The organism is Acinetobacter sp. CAU_H_78 (assembly GCF_058599365.1).
Genome location: NZ_CM178652.1, coordinates 1,467,950 through 1,490,306 on the forward strand (window position 1 = coordinate 1,467,950; position 22,357 = coordinate 1,490,306).

At 43.1% G+C, this 22,357-nt stretch carries 18 protein-coding genes; 14 read left to right on the forward strand and 4 right to left on the reverse strand.

All coding sequences use genetic code 11. The features are described from left to right. Positions 1-9: 9 nt before the first annotated feature. Positions 10-588, reverse strand: coding sequence for an ANTAR domain-containing response regulator (locus AC4MCD_RS07170; protein WP_312307576.1), 579 nt, complete (start codon positions 586-588; stop codon positions 10-12). Between the two features lie 393 nt (positions 589-981). On the opposite strand from AC4MCD_RS07170, the gene AC4MCD_RS07175 reads away from it, so the two are divergent. Next, positions 982-1,134, forward strand: a complete 153-nt coding sequence (locus AC4MCD_RS07175; RefSeq protein WP_491876794.1) for a hypothetical protein — start codon at positions 982-984, stop codon at positions 1,132-1,134. 482 nt (positions 1,135-1,616) lie between these two features. Then, positions 1,617-3,782 (forward strand): TonB-dependent receptor family protein, encoded by a 2,166-nt coding sequence (locus AC4MCD_RS07180; protein WP_491876795.1) that lies wholly within the window; start codon positions 1,617-1,619, stop codon positions 3,780-3,782. A 66-nt stretch (positions 3,783-3,848) separates the two neighbouring features. Here AC4MCD_RS07180 and AC4MCD_RS07185 read toward each other — a convergent pair whose 3' ends face one another. Both AC4MCD_RS07185 and AC4MCD_RS07190 read right to left on the reverse strand, forming a co-directional pair. Further along, complete coding sequence (locus AC4MCD_RS07185; RefSeq protein WP_491876851.1) at positions 3,849-4,457, reverse strand: MarC family protein; 609 nt, start codon at positions 4,455-4,457, stop codon at positions 3,849-3,851. 28 nt (positions 4,458-4,485) lie between these two features. Continuing rightward, positions 4,486-6,522, reverse strand: a complete 2,037-nt coding sequence (locus AC4MCD_RS07190) for a choline transporter (protein WP_419364346.1) — start codon at positions 6,520-6,522, stop codon at positions 4,486-4,488. 271 nt (positions 6,523-6,793) lie between these two features. Here AC4MCD_RS07190 and betI point away from each other — a divergent pair, with 271 nt between their 5' ends. The 6 genes from betI (at position 6,794) to AC4MCD_RS07220 (ending at position 13,987) form a co-directional block, all read left to right on the forward strand. Further along, positions 6,794-7,372, forward strand: coding sequence for a transcriptional regulator BetI (gene betI / locus AC4MCD_RS07195; RefSeq protein ID WP_005235723.1), 579 nt, complete (start codon positions 6,794-6,796; stop codon positions 7,370-7,372). A gap of 21 nt (positions 7,373-7,393) precedes the next feature. Further along, positions 7,394-8,869 carry a betaine-aldehyde dehydrogenase gene (gene betB, locus AC4MCD_RS07200; protein ID WP_491876796.1) on the forward strand — a complete coding sequence of 492 codons (1,476 nt, stop codon included), beginning with the start codon at positions 7,394-7,396 and terminating at the stop codon, positions 8,867-8,869. A gap of 10 nt (positions 8,870-8,879) precedes the next feature. Beyond that, complete coding sequence (betA, locus tag AC4MCD_RS07205; RefSeq protein ID WP_491876797.1) at positions 8,880-10,535, forward strand: choline dehydrogenase; 1,656 nt, start codon at positions 8,880-8,882, stop codon at positions 10,533-10,535. Between the two features lie 127 nt (positions 10,536-10,662). Then, a complete protein-coding gene (locus AC4MCD_RS07210; RefSeq protein ID WP_491876798.1) occupies positions 10,663-11,433 on the forward strand; it encodes a TorF family putative porin in 771 nt (256 codons plus the stop codon). A gap of 71 nt (positions 11,434-11,504) precedes the next feature. Continuing rightward, positions 11,505-11,624, forward strand: a complete 120-nt coding sequence (locus tag AC4MCD_RS07215; protein WP_491876852.1) for a hypothetical protein — start codon at positions 11,505-11,507, stop codon at positions 11,622-11,624. A gap of 164 nt (positions 11,625-11,788) precedes the next feature. Further along, the gene (locus AC4MCD_RS07220) at positions 11,789-13,987 is read left to right on the forward strand and encodes an OsmC domain/YcaO domain-containing protein (RefSeq protein WP_491876799.1); all 2,199 of its coding nucleotides are present in this window, start codon (positions 11,789-11,791) and stop codon (positions 13,985-13,987) included. 164 nt (positions 13,988-14,151) lie between these two features. Here the strand turns inward: AC4MCD_RS07220 and AC4MCD_RS07225 are convergent, their stop codons facing one another. Then, the gene (locus AC4MCD_RS07225) at positions 14,152-14,988 is read right to left on the reverse strand and encodes an IclR family transcriptional regulator (RefSeq protein WP_004785687.1); all 837 of its coding nucleotides are present in this window, start codon (positions 14,986-14,988) and stop codon (positions 14,152-14,154) included. A gap of 568 nt (positions 14,989-15,556) precedes the next feature. On the opposite strand from AC4MCD_RS07225, the gene AC4MCD_RS07230 reads away from it, so the two are divergent. The 6 genes from AC4MCD_RS07230 to AC4MCD_RS07255 all read left to right on the forward strand — a co-directional run bounded on the left by AC4MCD_RS07230 (position 15,557) and on the right by AC4MCD_RS07255 (position 22,321). After that, complete coding sequence (locus tag AC4MCD_RS07230; RefSeq protein ID WP_034171043.1) at positions 15,557-16,711, forward strand: acyl-CoA dehydrogenase family protein; 1,155 nt, start codon at positions 15,557-15,559, stop codon at positions 16,709-16,711. A gap of 32 nt (positions 16,712-16,743) precedes the next feature. After that, positions 16,744-17,943: an acyl-CoA dehydrogenase gene (locus AC4MCD_RS07235; protein WP_491876800.1), complete on the forward strand. Its 1,200-nt coding sequence runs from the start codon at positions 16,744-16,746 to the stop codon at positions 17,941-17,943. Between the two features lie 214 nt (positions 17,944-18,157). Continuing rightward, entirely contained in the window at positions 18,158-19,438 is a 1,281-nt protein-coding gene (locus AC4MCD_RS07240) for an MFS transporter (RefSeq protein ID WP_491876801.1), read from the forward strand. 51 nt (positions 19,439-19,489) lie between these two features. Beyond that, positions 19,490-20,158 carry a 3-oxoacid CoA-transferase subunit A gene (locus AC4MCD_RS07245; RefSeq protein ID WP_491876802.1) on the forward strand — a complete coding sequence of 223 codons (669 nt, stop codon included), beginning with the start codon at positions 19,490-19,492 and terminating at the stop codon, positions 20,156-20,158. Then, positions 20,158-20,814: a 3-oxoacid CoA-transferase subunit B gene (locus AC4MCD_RS07250; RefSeq protein WP_491876803.1), complete on the forward strand. Its 657-nt coding sequence runs from the start codon at positions 20,158-20,160 to the stop codon at positions 20,812-20,814. The genes AC4MCD_RS07245 and AC4MCD_RS07250 overlap by 1 nt, the downstream gene beginning before the upstream one ends. Before the next feature lie 70 nt (positions 20,815-20,884). Next, on the forward strand, positions 20,885-22,321 hold the full coding sequence (locus AC4MCD_RS07255; RefSeq protein ID WP_491876804.1) for an NAD-dependent succinate-semialdehyde dehydrogenase: 1,437 nt from the start codon (positions 20,885-20,887) through the stop codon (positions 22,319-22,321). The last annotated feature ends 36 nt before the right edge of the window (positions 22,322-22,357 follow it).

Consider the following 22,357-nt stretch of genomic DNA (forward strand, 5'->3'; position numbering starts at 1 on the left):
GAATGCTCCTTATTGGCCGGATAACAGTTTTTGTGCATCAAGTAAGCGCCTTGCCATATCGCCAATGGTAATCCGGTGACTCATGGCATTTTTGCGCAACAGGGCAAATGCTTCTTCTTCGCTCAGTCCATGCAGCTGGATCAGCAGGACTTTGGCTTTATCAATATCCCTGCGATCACTTAATTTTTCCTGAGTTTCCTTTAGGTCATGTAACAACTTTTTATGTTTCCGGAATTGTTCAATCGATATTTCCAGAATATTTTCCAGTTTGGTTGGATCGATCCCGTCCACAATATATGCCGTGACTCCGGCATCGATGGCATTTCTGATGGTGTCCTTGTTGGAATTTTGGGTAAACAGAACCGTTGGTAATTCATACTGACTCACGCAGCTTTCGATAATATCGCGATGAGGATGATCCATATTTAACAGAATGACATCGGCATGCAGGCTTTTGATATCAACAATGTTGAGGTCATTCAGAATGACACAGGCCACCACATGAAAATCATGTGCAAGCAAAGAAGCCTGAATAAATTCAGCGCGTTCTGGATCATCATCAATCAGGGCAATTCGTAATTTAGACATGCAAGATTTTTAGCTAGTACATCGGGGAATATTCCATAAGGACTTATGCAAAAAACATACCATGCAATTTGGTGCAAAAAATCAGGAGATCAGGTTAAAAGTGTCATAAAAATAGTGCAGAGGAACTTAAAAGGCCGAATTAACCTGACTAAAATGAGGCGTTCTTGAAATAAGCGCACTAAAAGAAGGAGTTTTAAGGCGAATAAGAATATAAAATTCATCGCTTAGATCAATTTTAATTTCATCAAGATGATCGGGAAAAATAAAAAATCAAATATAGATAAAAATATTGGAATAATAATTGCTTATTTTTAATCCACTATAAAATAAAAAGGTGGAATAGACATGAAATTACAACTTATACCATCCCTGCTAGTAATAAGCAGTCTTTTGATGGCGGGTAATGTGATGGCAGAAGATGGTGGTTTACGTTTTACCGAGAAAACTCTGGCCAAAGTGGCAGAAATGAAAACCAAGAAAAAATTAGCCGAAACCCAGCAAGCTGCACCATTACAAGCGCAAGTAATCGAAAATACCTCTAAATAACAATAGCCAAAATACATGAAGAAACTCTCCAGCAGGAGGGTTTCTTTTTTGGCTGAAATTTATAAGCCGTAGTTCGAAAAGTAAGAGTTTTATTTTCTGGCTATTACTTAGATCTTGGTTTGGAAACCTGTCTACTAAACTGATCTTTATGAATCAGAATATTGTTTATATCCTTAAAATTTTTAATTTAAATCACTTTTTGCCAACTCGAATGAGATGGTTACAAGAAAAAAATATATATCTATAAATTACAAATACTTAATAAATTAGATGTCAGAACTTGTTTGAATTTATCTGCGATATTGCAAAGTACTGACAGATTATTTGTATAGAATAAATTAAAAATATTGCCGCACCAGTCAGATATTTTGGCAGAAAATATCTGCTTAATTTTGCATGCTTCATTTATGCTACAGCTTAAATTTTTAAGCCAAGTCCTAAAGCAGATCAGGATCACTTATACAGGATTGTATAAATTCGCCATGAATATGATAAAAATTCCTCTCAAGAAAAATCCGCTTAGCCTAATGATACTATCGGCATTTTCAGGCCATCTTTATGCTGAAACTACGCTAGTGCAGGATAGTGTTCAGCAACTGGACACTATTGTGGTGACCACAGAGCAAAATACAAATTCCCAGCAAGGGACTGAGGCGGAACTTGCCAGCGTTTCGGGAGGAACCAATTTTATTTCAGATCAGCAGCTCGAACATCAGCGTTTGGGAACCACTGCTGACGTCTTCCGTCTCCAGCCCGGTATTTATGCCCAGTCACCGGGCAATGAAGGAGCCAAAATTTCTATCCGTGGTTCTGGCATTAACCGTACTTCTGGTGCACACGCATCCGGAACTTATGTCATGATCGATGATATTCCCTTTACCGGGCCAGGTGGTACAGCTTATGAACTGCTTGAACCGTGGTGGATTGATCATGTTGGGGTGTACCGTGGTGCCAATGGTTTAAAACAGGGCGGATTGTCCTTAGGTGGAACAGTTAACTATAAAAGTAAGACTGGTGCAGAGCAGAATGGCTCTGAATTAAAATACGAAGCGGGTAGCCATGGCTATCAGAAATACCAGTTTAGTACTGGCCGACAACTCGACAAGTTAGATTATTATCTGGCAGTGACGGGTTCGCAGTTTGATGGGATTCAGGATCATGCCGAAAGTGATGGTAAAGGTCTGGCTTTTAATCTGGGTTATCAGATCAGTCCAGATATTGAGACCCGCTTTTATGCCCGTTACCGTGAAAGCAAACATTTAACGCCGGGGCGCATTACCCAGGAACAGCTCAAGAATAATCCTGGAGCAGCCAATGATTTTAATCTGGCTGTAGATGCCAAGCGGATTCAGCCGGGCAGTACCTGGCTGGCAAATACTACCACCTGGAACTTGCAGGATGATTCCAAACTGACCGGTAGTCTGGCTTATCATCATTATCCATTGGATCTACGTGAAAGTAGTTATCGTACCAATGTCGATTATGAAGATATTAGTGCAAGAATCCAGTATGAGAAACCTTATCAGTTATTCGGTCTTGAACATCAAGGAAAAGTTGCTTTTCGAAGTACCACGCACCGTCCGAATAGTGGTGTAACCGAAACAATTCGACGCGATACTACAATTGATGGCACGCTTTATCCGGCAGATACCGTAACACGCCATTATACTTATCGTGGTTCAGACAATGTGCTGCAATTTGATCAGGAAACTCAGTTGAATGATCAGTTTAAGCTTGATCTAGGATTGGCAGCAGCCTATACCCACCGTGAGAGTGAAGTGACTTATCCTGTGGCTAGTCCTGAAGTTAGCCGCTATGAATGGAATTTCGCCCCGCGTATTGGCCTGACTTATCAGCCAAGTGAGATGCTGCAATGGTTTGCCAATTTAAGTCGTAGTATTGAACCGGCACATCCATGGGCAATGGCATGGTCTTCACCTTATTATTTTGATAGTGGTGTCGCTTCAGGGCGGGTACGTGAACCTATTTATCTGGACACGCAAACTGCAAATACTTTAGAACTGGGTGGCAGGGGCCAATCAGCTTGGGGTGATTGGGCACTGAGCTATTATTATTCCAAGGTTAAAAACGAGTTATTAACCTCAGAGTTGATCAAAACCTATGAGGATGGATCGGAACGACCTTCTGAACCAATTGCCGTTGAATCCAATGCAACTCCCACCCTTCATCAAGGTGTAGAACTCAGTCTGGATACATCATTGTATGCATCACAGGAGGGTGAACTTCGCCTACGACAGGCTTATACCTTGAGTGATTTCCAGCATAAGAATGATCCTTTATTTGGCAAAAACCAGTTGCCGGGAATTCCAAAACATCTTTATCAGGCACAGCTCAGTTATGCATTAAATAACGGTCTTTATGTGGGGCTAAATACTGAATATGCATCGAAGATGGCACATGACTATGCTAATAGCCGCTTCAGTGATGATTATCAGATTTGGGGTATTGATCTGGGATATGCGCCAGAAGATCAGTCATGGAGTGCCTGGGTTAACTTCAAGAACATCACCGATGAGAAATATGCAGCAGTGGTGATTCCAGGTCTTAATGATAATGGGAAAGATGAAGCACGATCTTCACCAGGTGAAGGTTTCTCGACCTATGCAGGTGTGTCGTTTAAATTTTAAAATCATCACTTCATAAAAAAGCGGGCATTTTTGCCCGCTTTTTTTATCCTGTCAGCTTGTATAAAACTAACCTTCCAGAATTCCACTGACACCTGTCACAATCATATCAATGGCAATAGTACCGATTAGTAACGCTGCGACACGACCAACGATATCGACATAAAGGTCAATGTAGTTGGAATATTTATGCTGTAAATGATCATGCAGGTATTTCATCAGAATTAGCAAGCTACAGGTCAGAAACAGGGTAAAGAAAATCACCAGAATGGTTTGCATTAAACTGAGCTGAATCCCGGTAATCACGGAAGCCGAAATGGTGCCGGGACCGATCATAAACGGCATGGCAATCGTACCCGCCAGATGACTGGGCGCTCCACGCATCACACCAATCGTATCAGCACCTTCAAAGACATAACGATAGCCAATCACCAGAAAAATAATACCGCCAAAAATCTGGAAGGACTCAAACCGTACATGCAAGACTTCATTAAAGAAGGCTTCACCGGTTTTTGCAAAAATGATGAACACAATAAAGCTGATCAGACTGCCCTGAATCAATGCCATGTTGAATACTTTTGCGTCGGAATTACGGATAATTCCGAGCATATAAATACTCATCAGAAAAGGGTTGAGCAGGGAGAAAAACAGGGCAAATGTATTCAAACTTTCTGACATCATTCAGTCCTTCCGTAGTTGAGATATCCTAGATTTCACGGTCCGGGAACAGCGGACGTTTACCTGGGCTGATCCGGTTAATATGCAGATACATCATATGGCGTTCATATTTATCCAGGATGTCATTGATCACCTGTTCCTTACTATAACCGACCAGATCGTTGCCCTGAGAGCCTTCAAACAGATAACTTTCCAGACGATAGTAATAACGTTTGGTTCGTTTACCCCGTGAACTGAAATTTGGCGTGTCATAGCGTACCGGCCATATTTCATAGACAAAGTTTTCTTCTTCATCCAGCTGAATGGTGAGATCCAGATGATACAGTTCAGGTTCTTCCTCAAGCGGTTTTTCCTGAATATTGACTTGAATGCCTTTGTCAATTAACTCGGTTGCAACGGCCTCAATGGCTGGTTTGCAAACATTATCCAGCATGGTTCGGGTCTGGGATAGGCTTGGATGCAGCATGACCCGGCTCAGACGCTTCTTCCAGTTCAGGATATCCACATTACCGACCACAGGCGCAGCATTCAGACTGGTACTGGCCTGCCGAAAATCCTCCAGACGCAAGGACTTATACAGTCCGGCCATCACAAAGAAAATCACGAAACTAAAAGGCAGACCCATAATAATCGTGGTGTTCTGTAATGCTGTCACGCCATTCGCCATGAGCATTGCCAAAGTTAGCAAACCGATAGCAATGGCCCAGAACACACTGAGCCAGCGCGGTGAATCATGCTCAATATTAGTGAATTTAGTGGTGAAGTTCCCCAATACCAATGCCCCTGAATCCGCTGAAGTCACATAGAACAGCAAACCTGTAATGGTGGCGACACCTGCGAGAAATGTGAAACCTGGATACTGTGCTAGCAGGTCATAAAAACCATGCGCTGGATTTTCTAAAACAGTTGTCGCAAGCTGAGTATTACCATCAAAAATCACGCTGTATAAAGCACTGTTACCGAAAATAGACAACCAGGTCAGGGTAAATAACAGAGGAATAACTAAAGTCCCGGTGACAAATTCACGAATAGTACGACCACGGGAAATACGTGCCAGGAACAGACCGACAAAAGGCGACCAGGCAATCCACCATGCCCAGAAGAACAGCGTCCAGCTATTCATCCATTCTTTAGGCTGCTCAAAAGGAAAACTGCTTAAAGAGAGTTTCGGGAACTGGCTGAGATAATCACCAAAATTCTGAATTAGAGCCGCTAATAAAAACTCTGTATTTCCCATAAAGAGAATAAAGAGCAGCAACCCGATTGATACATAGATATTAATTTCAGACAGAACCCGAATACCTTTATTGACACCCGCAGTCACGGAAATAATAGTAATAATGACTGCAACACCAATTAATGCAGTTTGAATCCAGATATTTTCCGGCAAGCCGAACAGGACATGCAGACCGTAGTTCAGCTGAACCACACCAATACCGCAGGTTGTGGCAATACCAAAAATCGTACCGAGTACTGCAGCGGTATCTACCGTATGGCCAATTGGGCCATTAATTCTTTTTCCAAAAATAGGATAAAGCGCAGAGCGAATTGTCAGTGGTAAATTATAGCGATAACTGAAATATCCCAACGCAACCCCAATCAGCGCGTACATGCTCCAGCCGGTCAGACCATAGTGAAACAGGGTCCAGACCATAGACTGACGCGCGGCTTCAAAGGTTTCAGCTTCACCGACTGGAGGACTCATATAATGAGACAAGGGTTCAGCGACCGAGAAGAACATCAAATCAATCCCGATCCCGGCTGAGAACAACATGGCCGACCAGCTCAGCAGGCTGAATTCGGGTTTAGAATGTTTGGGACCAAGCTTGATTTCGCCATAACGTGAGCAGGCGATAAAGACAATAAAAACCAGATACAGCGTTGCCGCCAGCAGGTAATACCAGCTAAAGGTACGACTAACCCAGTTTAAAATATTAATAATGACTAGATTGGCTTGTTCATTAAATAAAATCGTGATGATAGAAAACAGCAGAATAAGCGTCGCCGAACAATAAAAGACTACCTTATTCAGACTATCTTGCACCTCTTCGTTTTTCTTTTGCATAAATCTCTGACCATCGTTTTTGTTGCCGGATGATCTACAGTGCAGTGTGATTTAAAAGCAAAAGCTGGCCCTAAAGCTTCCTTGTTTTCGTGAATTACAAACTTTTGCAAATCCAAAACAAACTGCGCTGTACATCAAGGGTGAGCTGGCACTATAATTTTTATTAATTGAACGTTCAATTAAAAAAGCGTTTATGAATTGTTACATCATTCAGCTATTTGCTTTAGCAGAATGATTTTTTATTGCTACATCCGTTATTCAGGTTAGTCCTATGCCAAAAGTTGGTATGCAACCGATCCGTCGTCAGCAACTGATCGATGCCACCTTAGCTGCAGTGAATGAGCTAGGTTTTGCAGAAGCTTCAATTAGTCAGATTGCTCAGAGGGCAGGTGTCTCAACCGGCATCATAAGTCATTATTTTCAAGGTAAAAATGGGTTAATTGAAGCCACAATGCGTTACTTATTGCAGCAATTAGGTAAATCTGTTGCTGAAATCAAGTCACAGGTGAATGACGCCCCTGAACAACGCTTACTGGCGATTGTGCGTGGCAATTTTACTGCTCCACAAACGGATAAAGCGGCCATGAAGGTGTGGTTGGCTTTTTGGGCCAGCAGTTTGCATCAGCCTGATTTACATCGTTTACAGCAAATAAACCATTACCGCTTACATTCCAATCTTAAATATGAATTCATGAAAAAGCTGAGTAAGGATCAAGCTGAGAAGGCAGCACAAGGTCTGGCTGCACTCATTGATGGATTCTGGCTAAGAGGTGCTTTAGTAAGTGGCGAAATTGATCCAGAACTGCCGATTGAACTGTGTAGTGAATATATCCGGCAACAACTCAAATAACCAATCTGCGAGGGAATTCCATTGACAACATTCAAACTGCAACGTCCTTATATCCATGGACAATATGTCGATGCAACGTCCAATAGCACGTTTCAAACTATTAACCCTGCAACAGGCGAAGTCCTGGCTGAAGTGCAGGTCTGTTCAAAAAATGATATCGATCGTGCGGTTGAATCTGCACAGCAAGGGCAAAAAGTCTGGGCAGAAATGACCGCGATTCAACGTTCGCGCATCTTAAATAAGGCCGTGGCCATTTTAAGAGAACGTAATGATGAGCTGGCAAAATTAGAAAGCTTGGACAGCGGTAAAGCCTTTAGTGAAACATCGACTGTTGATATTACGACAGGTGCAGATGTACTCGAATATTATGCGGGGATTCTACCGGTTCTTGAAGGCCAGCAAATCCCGCTGAGAAGTAGCTCCTTTGTTTATACCCGTCGTGAACCTTTGGGTGTCGTCGCTGGAATTGGCGCATGGAATTATCCAATTCAGATCGCATTGTGGAAATCTGCACCGGCACTCGCTGCAGGCAATGCCATGATTTTCAAAGCCAGTGAAGTTACGCCTTTAACTGCGCTGAAACTGGCAGAAATTTATACTGAAGCTGGTGTACCGCATGGTGTCTTTAATGTGGTTACCGGCAGTGGTGAAATTGGTGGTTATCTGACTTCGCATCCTGATATTGCCAAAGTATCGTTCACTGGTGGCGTTTCAACCGGCAAAAAAGTTATGGCACAAGCTGCAAATTCTAGCCTGAAAGAAGTCACTATGGAGCTGGGCGGAAAATCTCCACTCATTATCTGTGAAGATGCCGATCTGGATCTGGCGGCTGATATTGCCATGATGGCCAACTTCTATAGTTCCGGTCAGGTGTGTACCAACGGTACTCGCGTATTTGTGCCTTTGGCATTGAAAGCAGAATTTGAAGAAAAAATTTTGCAGCGTGTTGAACATATCCGTATGGGTGATCCACTTGATCCTGAAACCAATTTCGGTCCGGTTTCCAGCTTTGAGCATATGGAAAAAGTGCTGGGCTATATCGAAAAAGGCAAGATAGAAGGGGCACGCCTATTATGTGGCGGCGGCCGTGCTAAGGATGAACAGTTTGTCCAAGGAGCTTATGTCCTGCCAACCGTATTTACCGACTGCCGTGATGACATGACCATTGTACGTGAAGAAATCTTCGGTCCAGTCATGAGCATCCTGAGTTATGACACCGAGCAAGAAGCCATTCGTCGTGCCAATGATACCGATTATGGTCTGGCCGCCGGTGTCGTCACACCAGACTTAGCCCGTGCACACCGAATTATTCATCAGGTAGAAGCGGGTATCTGCTGGATCAATACCTGGGGTGAATCACCTGCAGAAATGCCGGTCGGTGGTTATAAGCACTCCGGTGTCGGACGTGAAAATGGGCTTGTGACCTTGCAGCATTACACCCAGACCAAATCGGTTCAGGTCGAACTCAGTCCTTTCCAATCTGTATTTAGCGCATAAGGGGGATTTGATGAATTACGACTATATTATTATCGGTGCGGGCTCTGCGGGTAATGTTCTGGCAGCGCGTTTAACTGAAGATCCAGATACTAAGGTGCTATTACTTGAGGCAGGTGGCCCGGACTATCGTCTGGATTTTAGAACCCAGATGCCGGCTGCTTTAGCTTATCCTTTACAAGGACGCCGTTATAACTGGGCCTACCTGACTGATCCAGAACCCCACATGAACAATCGCCGTATGGAATGTGGTCGTGGTAAAGGTCTGGGCGGATCTTCACTGATTAATGGCATGTGCTATATCCGTGGTAATGCTATGGATCTGGAACAGTGGGCCAGCCTTAAAGGTCTGGAACACTGGAACTATGCGCAGTGTCTACCCTATTACAAAAAAGCTGAAACCCGCGATATTGGCGGCAATGACTATCATGGCGATTCAGGCCCGGTTTCAGTCGCAACGCCTAAGAATGGTAATAATGAGCTGTTTCATGCCATGGTGGAAGCTGGGGTTCAAGCCGGTTATCCACGTACCGATGACTTGAATGGCTACCAACAGGAAGGCTTCGGCCCGATGGATCGTACTGTGACACCACAAGGCCGTCGTTCCAGTACGGCACGTGGTTATCTGGATATGGCCAAAGGCCGGGATAATCTCACCATTATTACCCATGCCATGACCAACCGAATTCTGTTTAATCGCAATCAGGCGATTGGCGTAGAATATTTTGAAGGTCAAAATACCTTACAGCCGATTCAGGTCTTTGCGGATCGTGAAGTTCTACTATGTGCAGGTGCAATTGCATCTCCACAAATCCTGCAACGTTCTGGTGTGGGTTCGGCTGAACTGTTAAAAAGTCTGGATATTCCTGTAGTTCAGGATTTACCGGGAGTGGGTGAAAACCTGCAAGACCATCTGGAAATGTACTTGCAATATCAGTGCAAAAAACCGGTGAGCTTATATCCGGCTTTGAAATGGTATAACCAGCCGATGATTGGGGCAGAATGGTTATTTTTGGGTAAGGGCATTGGCGCGAGCAATCAGTTTGAAGCAGGTGGTTTTATCCGCTCTTCAGATGAATTTGAATGGCCGAATATTCAGTATCACTTTTTACCGATTGCGATTAACTACAATGGCACCAATGCCATTCATGAGCATGGTTTTCAAGCTCATGTTGGTTCAATGCGTTCGCCGTCGCGTGGCCGTGTCCGTCTGAAATCCAAAGACCCGTTTGAGCATCCAAGTATTCTGTTTAACTATATGAGTACGGAACAGGACTGGCGCGAGTTCCGCGATGCGATTCGGATCACTCGGGAAATTATGCAGCAGCCGGCACTTGATCCTTATCGCGGTGAAGAAATCAGTCCGGGCAAAAATCTGCAAACTGATGCAGAAATTGATGAATTTGTTCGTAATCATGCAGAAACAGCGTATCATCCGTCCTGTAGCTGTAAAATGGGTGAGGATGATATGGCAGTTGTCGATGGTTATGGGCGTGTGCATGAGATGCAAGGCCTGCGTGTTATCGATGCTTCAATTATGCCGCTTATTATTACAGGCAACCTCAATGCAACCACGATCATGATGGCTGAAAAGCTTGCAGATCATATCCGTGGCAAGCAGGCATTACCTGCTTCTACAGCGCCTTTCTACCGGGCCCCACGCGCTTAAGTCATGGCTATATTCCTGTTGCTTGTTGCATCAAGGAATATAGCGAAATTTATTTTTACCCAAAGCTGGATAAGGCTGTAATTGATTTCGGTGTTATCCATTCTTTGCTTAATATAATTTATATTTTATGAGAATTTTCAAACAAACAGTCCTTTTCGGCTGTGCTGCTGTTTCTAGTGTTTATTGTTTTGCAGACGATGCAGAAGCAAAAAAAATTGAAACCAGTGGAAACATCAGTGTAGTTTCTAAATACATCTCCCGTGGTCTGACCAATGCGCCAGAAAATGATGACGTTGCCTTACAGGCAGCGCTGAATCTGGCTTATGGTAATTTTTATGTCGGTTACTGGGGCTCAACCTTAGGTTATTCCTATCCGGAACTGGAAGGCAAGAAGTCACATCGTCGCGATAAAGTCGAACATGATTTTATCGTGGGCTATACCTATAACAGTGAAAACTACGACTGGAATTTCTGGGATGCAACCTATTATTATCCGGGTGGCAGCCATACGACTTCAAATGAATTAGGTTTGAATGTAAGTTGTGCACTGAATGACAAGACCAGTGTTACAGCAGGTGTATCGACCTATTTATATGATGTCGCCTATGCCAATCAAGGTGATACTTTTTATACCCTGGATTTAACCCATCAGATTAATAACAAGCTTGGTGCGCATGTCGGTGCAGCAGGTGGTTATTTTAATGATGAAGGTAAATATGAAGGTAATGAGCTAGGTAATACCACAAAACAGCATGCTTTCCGTTATGCAACTGCTGGATTAAGTTATGAAGTTGCGCCGAAATTGACCTTGTCTGGTGATTATATCTTCGGTGGTTACGACCGTTTTGGTGATAAACAGCGCGATCTCGCTGTGTTTGGTATTGGCTATGACTTTTAAGTTGGATCTTGATCTGATTTAAAAGACGCATTTCGCAGTCCATAAAATCCAGTCGGGAACAGCAAGTATCAATAAAAACAGCCTGTTCCCGGCTTAAAGCCAGATTTCCTGAATATTTAATTAACAGATATTTTGATAAATCTGCAGGAAATTCGAGCAAACATTATCAATTTCATAAAATGATTCTATAATAGCGCCCATTCTTACTCGAGCTAATCCTCAAACTAACTAGTTGAAGGTTTAACCCGGGTTATTTTTATTTTTGAGTCAAATTCTCCTCCGTGATTCGGCTTGTATATTCAGATTTAGCATCTTATCTGTCCGTGACGGCACATAAGAATATTTAGGTATCCACATGGAAATTAAGGTCAATTATCTCGATAATCTTCGTCAAGAAGCCAAGTTCGATGACTTCACGGTAATCGCCGATCAGCCAATTCGCTATAAAGGCGACGGTTCTGCGCCAGGTCCATTTGATTATTTTCTGGCTTCGTCTGCGTTGTGTGCAGCTTATTTTGTTAAAGTCTACTGTGCAGCGCGTGACATTCCGACCGACAATATCCGTCTATCTCAAAACAATATCGTCGATCCTGAAAACCGTTACAAACAGATTTTTAAAATTCAGGTTGAGTTACCAGCTGATATCTCTGAAAAAGACCGTCAGGGGATTTTGCGTTCGATTGACCGCTGTACTGTTAAAAAAGTGATTCAGACCGGTCCCGAATTTGTCATAGAAGAAGTTGAAAGTATTGATGCCGATGCGCAGGCATTATTAATGCCTAATCTGGCTTCAGACAGCCTGACCTGTATTCCGGGTAAAGACCTGCCACTTGAAGAAACCATTGCCAATATGTCTGCGATTCTGGCAGGCCTCGGCATGAAGATTGAAATTGCGTCTTGGCGTAATATCGTACCGAATGTCTGGTCACTGCATATTCGTGATGCTCAGTCACCAATGTGCTTTACCAATGGTAAAGGTTCAACCAAAGAAAGTGCGCTGGCGTCTGCACTGGGTGAATTCATTGAACGTCTGAACTGTAACTTCTTCTATAATGACCAGTTCTGGGGTGAAGATATTGCCAATGCAGAATTTGTGCATTATCCGGATGAAAAATGGTTCCAGCCAGGTCCAAATGGTGAATTGCCAGAAGAAGTTTTAGACGAACATACCCGTGAAATTTATGATCCTGAAGATGAATTACTAGGCACTCATCTTTATGATACTAACTCAGGTAATAAAGCACGCGGTATCTGTTCATTGCCATTTGTACGTCAGTCTGATGGTGAAACTGTATATTTCCCATCGAATCTGATTGAAAACCTGTATCTCAGTAATGGTATGAGCGCGGGCAATACCTTGGCTGAAGCTCAAGTACAATGTCTGTCTGAAATTTTCGAACGTGCGGTTAAGCGTGAAATTCTGGAAGGTGAACTGGCACTGCCGGATGTACCTGAACACGTACTGGCAAAATATCCGAAAATTGTTGAAGGCATTAAAGGCTTAGAAGAGCAAGGCTTTCCAGTACTGGTCAAAGATGCTTCTTTAGGTGGCCAATTCCCGGTGATGTGCGTGACCTTGATGAACCCGCGTACAGGTGGTGTCTTTGCCTCATTCGGTGCACATCCTAACTTTGAAGTCGCTTTAGAGCGTAGTCTGACTGAATTGTTGCAAGGTCGTAGTTTTGAAGGTCTGAATGATCTGCCCAAACCAACCTTCAGTTCAAATGCAGTCACTGAACCGAATAACTTCGTTGAGCACTTTATTGACTCAAGTGGTGTCGTGTCTTGGCGTTTCTTTAGTGCAAAATCTGATTATGATTTTGTCGAGTGGGATTTCACCAATAATGGTCAAAACTCAAATGCCGATGAAGCGCAGGAATTGTTTACCATTCTGGAAGAGATGGGCCACGAAGTTTATATGGCGGTCTATCAGCATTTAGGTGCAACCGCTTGTCGTATTCTGGTGCCGGGTTATTCTGAAATTTATCTGGTTGAAGATCTGGTTTGGGACAATACTAACAAGGCGCTGTTATATCGTGAAGATATTCTGAACCTGCATCGTCTGGATGATGAACAGCTGGAAGCACTGGTTGAACGTCTGGAAGAAGCAGATGAGGATGATTATACCGAGATCCGTACCCTGATCGGGATTGAGTTTGATGAAAATACCGAATGGGGTCAGTTAACTATTCTGGAACTAAAACTGCTGATCTATCTGGCTTTACAGCAATTTGAAGAAGCTAAGGATTTGGTCGAACAGTTCCTGCAATATAATACTAATACCGTTGAACGAGGCCTGTTCTATCAGTGCATGAATGTAGTGCTTGAAGTCATTCTGGATGATGAAATGGAACTGGAAGACTATGAACACAACTTCCGCCGTATGTTTGGCGATGCCCGTATGGATGCAGTCCTCGGTTCAGTAGAAGGTACAGTACGTTTCTACGGTTTAACTGAAACTAATATGCAGCTTGAAGGTCTGGATCGTCATCTACGTTTAATTGATAGCTATAAGAAACTGCATGCAGCGCGTGCCAAGTTTGTAGCACAATAAGCTGAGAAGATCATCAGCCAAATTTGTTGATCTTTAAATCTTATAAAAAATAGCTCATCTTAGAATGGGCTATTTTTTATATTGCTCTAACATCTTACGAGTAGTCTCAAAAAGAAAAAAATAAAGGGCGATCATTGCCGCCCATTTAAATCTTAAATAACAGCTTAAATATTATTTAAAGTCAGGGAAATATTATTGACCATATGAATCAGGCGAGGACCGATTTCATTTTCCAGTTTTTCCTGATTGAGTAAATAAGTTGGGGCACCACAGTTAAAGGTCAAAATACCATGTTTAGGATGAATCAATGGCACTGCAACAGAGTTCACATCTTTGGCCCAGTCACCCAGAGATAGGCAATAGCCATAATCCTGATAATCACGGATAGCACGTTCTAAATTACGCTTAATGGTTGGCCATTGATCTTCATTTCTTTTCTTGATCGCATCAAACAGATACTCACGTTCTTTAACTTCCATCGCAGCCAGACAGGCACGGCCCATCGCACTACTATGAATAGGCAAGGTAGAGCCAACTGGACGACGCATGGTTAAAGTAGACTCTGTGTGAACGACTTCCAGATAAATCATGCTCAGACGATCACGTGTTGCCATGGCGACAGGGGCTTGGGCATAACGTGACATTTCTTCCATAAATGGATATGCCTGGGTACGGGCAGAAATATTGCTGAGCGCCGCATAACCCAAAGCCAATACGCCAACATCCAATAGGTATTTTGTCGTATTAGGTAGCTGTTTTAGATAACCTAAAGAAACCAGCGTGCTGGTGATCCGGGCAACAGTCGGTTTTGGCAGATTAGTCAGCTGTGCAATTTCCTGGTTACCCAGTAATTGATTCGTTGCAGAAAAACATCTCAGGATTTCTAAACCACGTGCAATAGACGCGATAAATTGTGGGTTATTTTCTCTATGAATATGTGAAATCGGATCTAAACGGATCTCATCAAAATTAGGTATTTCGCCAGTTTTATTTTTTGTCATGGTCAGAGCAATTAAAGGTAAATTAATAAATATGATAGCAATTAAATTTCACGATACAAAATAAAACACTTCTATTAATGATAAAAATAAATAAAAAAGTGCTCACTTTATCTGTATTTAGGTCAATTAACGCTATTTAGCTAAAAACAATGCAGAATTTATAGGTTTTTGAGACCTGTAATGATTTTTAAGTATCTTTAGAAAATTTAAAGTTCGCCAGATAAAATTTTAGGAAAATGGACCCAATCAAAACGAGAATCATCAGCACGATTTAATTGAAACATTCTTATTTCGATGCGCTTTTATAGAAGGAATTATGATCTGATTCAAATCATCTAACTCTTTTCTAAATCTATTAACAATCTAAAAATTTCGCATTGTGAAATAAAATTCTAACTATAATTTTTAAGTAAAGCCAGAAAAATTTGCTTTTTTGCTTAAAAAATAAAATTTTTAATAATTTTTCTTGCTCAAAATGAATTTTTATGATTATTTATTTCGTATTACGAAACTAAAATTAAAGGGTAAAGGAATTTACCCAGATGAACTAAATAACATGGAGATTCCTATGATTCGCGATCCGGAAATGCTTGAGCAACTTCTTTCGACTATTCGTAACTTTGTCAAAAATGAACTAGTCCCTTTAGAACATGAAGTTGAAGAAAGTAACGCGATTCCTGAGCGTATTGTCGAGCAGATGAAAGAATTGGGTCTGTTTGGCTTAACCATTCCAGAGGAGTACGGCGGTTTAGGTATCACCATGGAAGAGGAAATTCTGGTCGCAATGGAATTAGGCCGTACATCGGCTGCATTCCGTTCTTTGATCGGGACCAATAACGGGATCGGTTCAAGCGGGATCGTGATTGATGGTACAGAAGAGCAAAAACAGAAATACCTGCCACGTTATGCGACTGGTGAAATCATTGGTTCATTCTGTTTAACTGAGCCGGATTCAGGTTCAGATGCTGCATCTTTAAAAACCAGCGCGGTCAAGGATGGCGATTACTATATTCTAAACGGTACCAAACGTTTTATTACTAATGCGCCGCGTGCAACGACATTTACGGTGATGGCGCGTACCAATCCTGATATCAAAGGTGCAAGCGGCATTTCTGCATTCCTGGTAGAGGCGAATACTCCGGGTCTAAGTCTGGGCAAAATTGACAAAAAAATGGGCCAACACGGTTCATACACTTGTGATGTGATTTTTGATAACTGTAAAGTTCATAAAGATCAGCTGATCGGTGGTGTTGAAGGCATTGGCTTCAAAACTGCAATGCGTGTCCTAGATAAAGGCCGTCTGCACATTGCTGGCTATAGTGTAGGTATGGCAGAGCGTATGCTGGAAGACGCTTTAAATTATGCAGTGGAACGTAAGCAGTTCGGTCAACCGATTGCCAATTTCCAGCTCATCCAAGGCATGCTGGCGGACTCTAAAGCTGAGATTTATGCAGCGAAATGTATGGTTCTAGATGCTGCTCGTCTGCGTGACGAAGGTAAGAATGTGACCACAGAATCTTCATGCGCGAAAATGTTTGCGACTGAAATGTGTGGCCGTGTAGCGGATCGCTGTCTGCAAATCCATGGTGGCGCAGGCTATATCAGTGAATATTCAATTGAACGTTTCTACCGTGATGTGCGTTTGTTCCGTCTGTATGAAGGTACGACCCAAATCCAGCAAATCATCATCGCACGTGAAATGATTAAACAAGCGACCGCGTAAGCAGCAGATTTTAGAATATTGGACATATTAAAATGAGCACAAAAATTAGATTTGACTGGCAAGATCCATTTTTACTGGAGCATCAGCTGACTGAAGAAGAACGCATGATTATGGAGTCAGCACGTGCCTACTGTCAGGGACAGCTACAGCCACGTGTACTGGAACAGTTCCGTCATGAAAAAACCGACCCAACGATTTTCCGTGAAATGGGTGAACTCGGTCTGTTGGGTCCAACCATCCCAGAACAGTACGGTGGCGCAGGTTTAAATTATGTCAGCTATGGCCTGATTGCCCGTGAAGTGGAACGTGTGGATTCGGGTTACCGCTCAATGGCCAGCGTACAAAGTTCACTGGTCATGGTGCCAATCAATGAGTTTGGTTCTGAAGAACAGAAACAGAAATATTTGCCAAAGCTGGCGACTGGTGAATACATTGGCTGTTTCGGCCTGACAGAGCCGGACCATGGTTCTGATCCGGGCAGCATGATCACGCGTGCCAAGAAAGTCGATGGTGGTTACCGTCTGACTGGTGCCAAAATGTGGATTACCAACAGTCCGATTGCAGATGTCTTTGTGGTTTGGGCGAAAGAAGTGTCTCCTGAAGGCAATGTCGGTGATATTCGTGGCTTTATTCTGGAAAAAGGCTGGGAAGGTCTGTCTGCACCAGCAATTCACGGTAAGGTGGGCTTACGTGCTTCGATCACCGGTGAAATCGTGATGGATAACGTATTTGTTCCGGAAGAAAATGCATTTCCGGAAATTCGCGGCTTACGTGGTCCATTTACCTGTTTGAACAGTGCCCGTTACGGTATTGCCTGGGGCGCGATGGGCGCAGCTGAATTCTGCTGGCATACAGCACATCAATACACCATGGACCGTAAACAGTTTGGTCGTCCATTGGCTGCGAATCAGCTGATCCAGAAAAAACTGGCAGACATGCAAACTGAAATTGCGTTGGGTCTGCAAGTGGCATTACGTTTTGGTCGCATGAAAGACGAAGGCATTGCTTCAGTGGAAGGTACTTCGCTGATCAAGCGTAATAACTGTGGTAAAGCATTGGATATTGCCCGTGTTGCGCGTGACATGATGGGTGGTAACGGAATCTCTGATGAATTCGGTGTGGCTCGTCATCTGGTGAACCTGGAAGTGGTCAACACTTATGAAGGTACCCATGATGTACATGCCCTAATTCTAGGCCGGGCTCAAACAGGCATTGCCGCATTCTGCAATTAAATATGGATGAACTTCTAGCCAGCATTGCTGGCTAGTTTGTTTTGGCTGACTTTAACTCAAGCCATCCAATCTGGCTCTAGGAGAGTTTTTTAAAAAATCTAGCCAAGAGTAGCGTTAAAGACGAATCAAATATTCTATGTTTCATTTAAACCATTAGGTGAAACATAAACATTTTTAAAGGCACAGGAGTGCTAAAAAAAGCATAAAGGACATTATGAATACGATCAGTTCGCAACAACACCTTCTACCAGAAGAAAATGCACCTCAGAAAAAGATCTGGATTCTGGCCTTTATCTTTTCATTTCTGGCATTACTGGTAGATGGTGCAGATATCGCATTACTGGCTTATAGCCTGACCAGCCTTAAACAGGAATTTTCACTCAGCAGCATTCAGGCCGGTGCATTAGGTAGCTGGACCTTGGCGGGTATGGCCATTGGTGGTTTCTTTGGTGGTTGGGCCTGTGACCGTTTCGGACGGGTACGCGTCATTGTCGTTGCGATCGTCCTGTTTTCTTCACTGACATTCTGGTTAGGCTTTACCCAAAGCTATGATGAATTTAAATGGTTAAGATTTTGTTCATCAATCGGTTTGGGGGCTTTATATATTGCCTGTAACACCTTGATGGCTGAATATGTTCCAACAAAATATCGTTCTACTATCCTTGCGGCTCTAATGACAGGCTGGACACTAGGCTCAGTTGTTGCCACGGTATTGGCAGGGTGGTTGTTGCCTGAATTTGGCTGGCGTTATCTTTACTACATCGCCATTATTCCAATCGTTTTGGCATTTGCGATGTTTTTTCTGGTCCCTGAACCTCAGGCATGGATAAAAGCACGTCAAGAACGACTGGCAGCTAAAGCCAGTGGCTTGGTACAGGAAAAACCAAAAAACACCTTCAAAATGATCTTTGCTGATGCTTTAAGTCGTCGCATGTTCATCCTCTGGTCTTTCAGTACCGCATTCTTACAGTTTGGTTATTACGGCGTAAGTAACTGGTTACCGGCTTATCTGGAATCTGACCTGGGCATCAAGTTCAAAGAGATGACCATGTATATGATTGGAACTTTCCTGATCATGATCTGTACCAAGATTATTGCTGGCTATATTGCCGATAAGATTGGTCGTCGTGCTGTATTCGCCTTTGGCACCATGGGAACCGCCATCTTTATTCCCGTGATTGTCTTTGGTAATACACCGGACAATATCTTGTGGCTGATGCTGTTTTTCGGATTCCTGTACGGTATTCCATATGGTATTAACGCCACTTATATGACCGAAAGTTTCTCCACCAAAGTTCGCGGTACTGCGGTAGGTGGTGCTTATAACGTTGGACGTCTGGGTGCAGTCCTGGCACCGTTGACCATTGGCTATTTTGCACAGGGTGGCTCAATTGGTACCGGATTGCTGATTATGGGCGTGGCTTATTTCATCTGTGGTCTGATCCCGGCAATCTTTATTAAAGACCGTTTATACGACCCGCAAAAAGCAGATTAATTAAATAGATCCAATATTTTAAAAGACAGGAAGATGCTAGGAAGCAATTGAATGAATAAAATCACACAGGATATCGAAACCATACTCAAGCAGATTCCAGATGGTGCGCATATTATGACCAGCGGCTTTGGTCTGGCAGGTCAGCCAGTCGAACTGATTGAAGCTCTGATTGATATCGGTCCTAAAGATCTGACCATCATCAATAATAATGCTGCGTCAGGTGATCGTGGTTTAACCAACCTATTATTGTCTGGACTGGTAAAGAAAATGATCTGTTCATTTCCTCGTGCCAACAATTCCAAGGTGTTTGAAGAGCTGTATAAAGCTGGAAAGGTTGAGTTAGAGCTGGTTCCACAAGGCAACTTGGCTTGCCGTATTCAGGCGGCAGGTGCAGGCTTAGGTGCTATTTTTACCCCAACAGGTTTCGGTACCAAGATTGCTGAAGGTAAAGAGACCCGCCATATCAATGGCAAGGACTATGTACTGGAATATCCGATTCATGCTGACTATGCCTTGATTTATGGCAATCAGGCCGATCAATGGGGTAATTTAACCTACCGTAAAGCAGCGCGAAATTTTGGTCCTCTAATGGCAAAAGCAGCCAAAACCACCATTGCTCAAGTACATGAAATTGTAGAGTTAGGCGAGCTTGATCCAGAGATTATCGTGACGCCGGGTATTTTTGTGCAGCATGTGGTGAAGGTAGGAGATATCAAATAATGACAATTCAAAAACGTACACGTGAACAGATTGTAGAAAAAGTTGCACAGGATATTCCGACCGGCTCTTATGTGAACTTAGGTATTGGTTTGCCGACACGCGTGGCCGGTTATTTAAAGTCTGAACAGGATATTATCCTGCATTCTGAAAATGGTGTTTTGGGTTTTACCGCTTTAACTGATCCTGAACAGGCTGATGATGATCTGATTAATGCCGGCAAAGAACTGGTCAGCATGCTCGATGGCGGCAGTTTTATGAACTCTGCGGATTCCTTTGACATTATGCGCGGCGGGCATTTGGATTTCTGTATTATGGGGGCTTTTCAGGTTGCGGTGAATGGTGATCTGGCCAACTGGCATACCGGTGCACTAGATGCCGTCCCAGCGGTGGGTGGGGCGATGGATCTGGCGGTTGGTGCACGCTGTGTTTATGTCTGTATGGAACACGTCACTAAAAATGGCGAACCACGAATTGTGGAAGAGCTGACTTATCCAATTACTGGTAAAAACTGCGTTGACCGCATTTACACCGATTTGTGCATTATTGAATTAAAAGACAATCAGGCCTTGGTGCTAGAGATAGTCGAAGGCTTAAGTTTTGAAGAGCTACAGCAAAAAACCGGTTGTACCTTAATTGATGCACAAATAAAACTATAATATTCATTTAAAATAATATAAGTAAAATGAGAAGCAACGGGAAGTTGCTTCTATTACTATAGGAAAGAATATGTATCAAAACACACAATTGTATATTGCTGGTCAATGGCGTGACAGTATTCAACAACAAACGCTTGCAGTTATTAATCCGGCCAATGAAAAAGTAATTGGCCAAGTAGCCAAAGCGTCCCTTGATGATATTGAAGATGCAGTTCAGGCTGCTCAGTCCGGTTTTGAAATCTGGAAAAACACCCCAGCACAACAACGCGCTAAAATCATGCAAAAGGCTGCCTTTTTATTAAGAGATCGGGCAGCCCACATTGCAGAGTCGATGAGCTTGGAGCAGGGCAAGCCGCTAAAACAGGCCAAAATGGAAGTTTTGTCTGCTGCAGACATCATCGAATGGTTTTCAGGTGAAGCCATTCGTAGTTATGGGCAAGTTATTCCGTCAAGACAAACCAATGTACATAGCTATACGATTAAAACACCGGTTGGTATTGTGGCTGCCTTCACGCCTTGGAACTTTCCTATTAATCAGGTCGTGCGTAAATTATCTGCTGCAGTAGCAGCCGGCTGTGCCATTATTGTGAAAGGACCTGAAGAGACACCGGCTTCACCAGCTCAGCTTGTCCAGACCTTTCATGATGCAGGTATACCTGCTGGTGTGATTAATTTAATTTATGGTGAACCTGCTGAAATTTCCGAATATCTGATCCCTCATCCTGCGATTCAAAAAATCTCATTTACTGGCTCCACGGTCGTTGGTAAACAATTGGCTGCTCTTGCAGGTCAGCATATGAAAAAAACCACCATGGAGTTGGGCGGTCATGCACCTGTATTGATCTTTAAAGATGCTAATCTAGATCTTGCGGCAAAGGAAATGGCTGCAGCAAAATTCCGAAATGCAGGTCAAGTCTGTATTGCACCGACACGGTTTCTAATTGAGAAAGCGGTGTATGAAGATTTCGTTGAAAAATTGAAAAATGAAGTTAGCCAGCTAAAAGTCGGTCATGGTCTAGATGACAATGTAGACGTTGGTCCGATGATTCATGAAAGGGCTTACCAGAATATCCAGAAAACTATTCAGAATGCGCTTCAGGCAGGTGCGGAATTAGTATGGGGTGGTCAAACACTTGAAGGTCCAGGTTACTTTATTGAACCGACTATTTTAAAGGATGTACCACTGACAGCAGCTTGCATGGAACAAGAGCCTTTTGGTCCACTGGCCTTATGTATTCCTTTTGAATCATATGAGGAAGCGGTAACAGAAGCGAATCGCTTGAATTATGGACTGGCTGCATATGCCTACACAGAGAGTAACAGCACGTGTCTCAACTTAGCACGCGATATCGCAAGTGGTATGTTGACCATCAACCATGTGGGACTGGGATTCCCTGAATTACCTTTTGGCGGTATTAAAGATTCCGGCTATGGAACAGAAGGTGGTAGTGACGCCATTGAATCGTATCTGGATACGCGTCTGGTAACAGTCGCTTCTCGTCGTTAAATAATAGAAATAAGTTCGTACAAGAAGTGTGTAGCT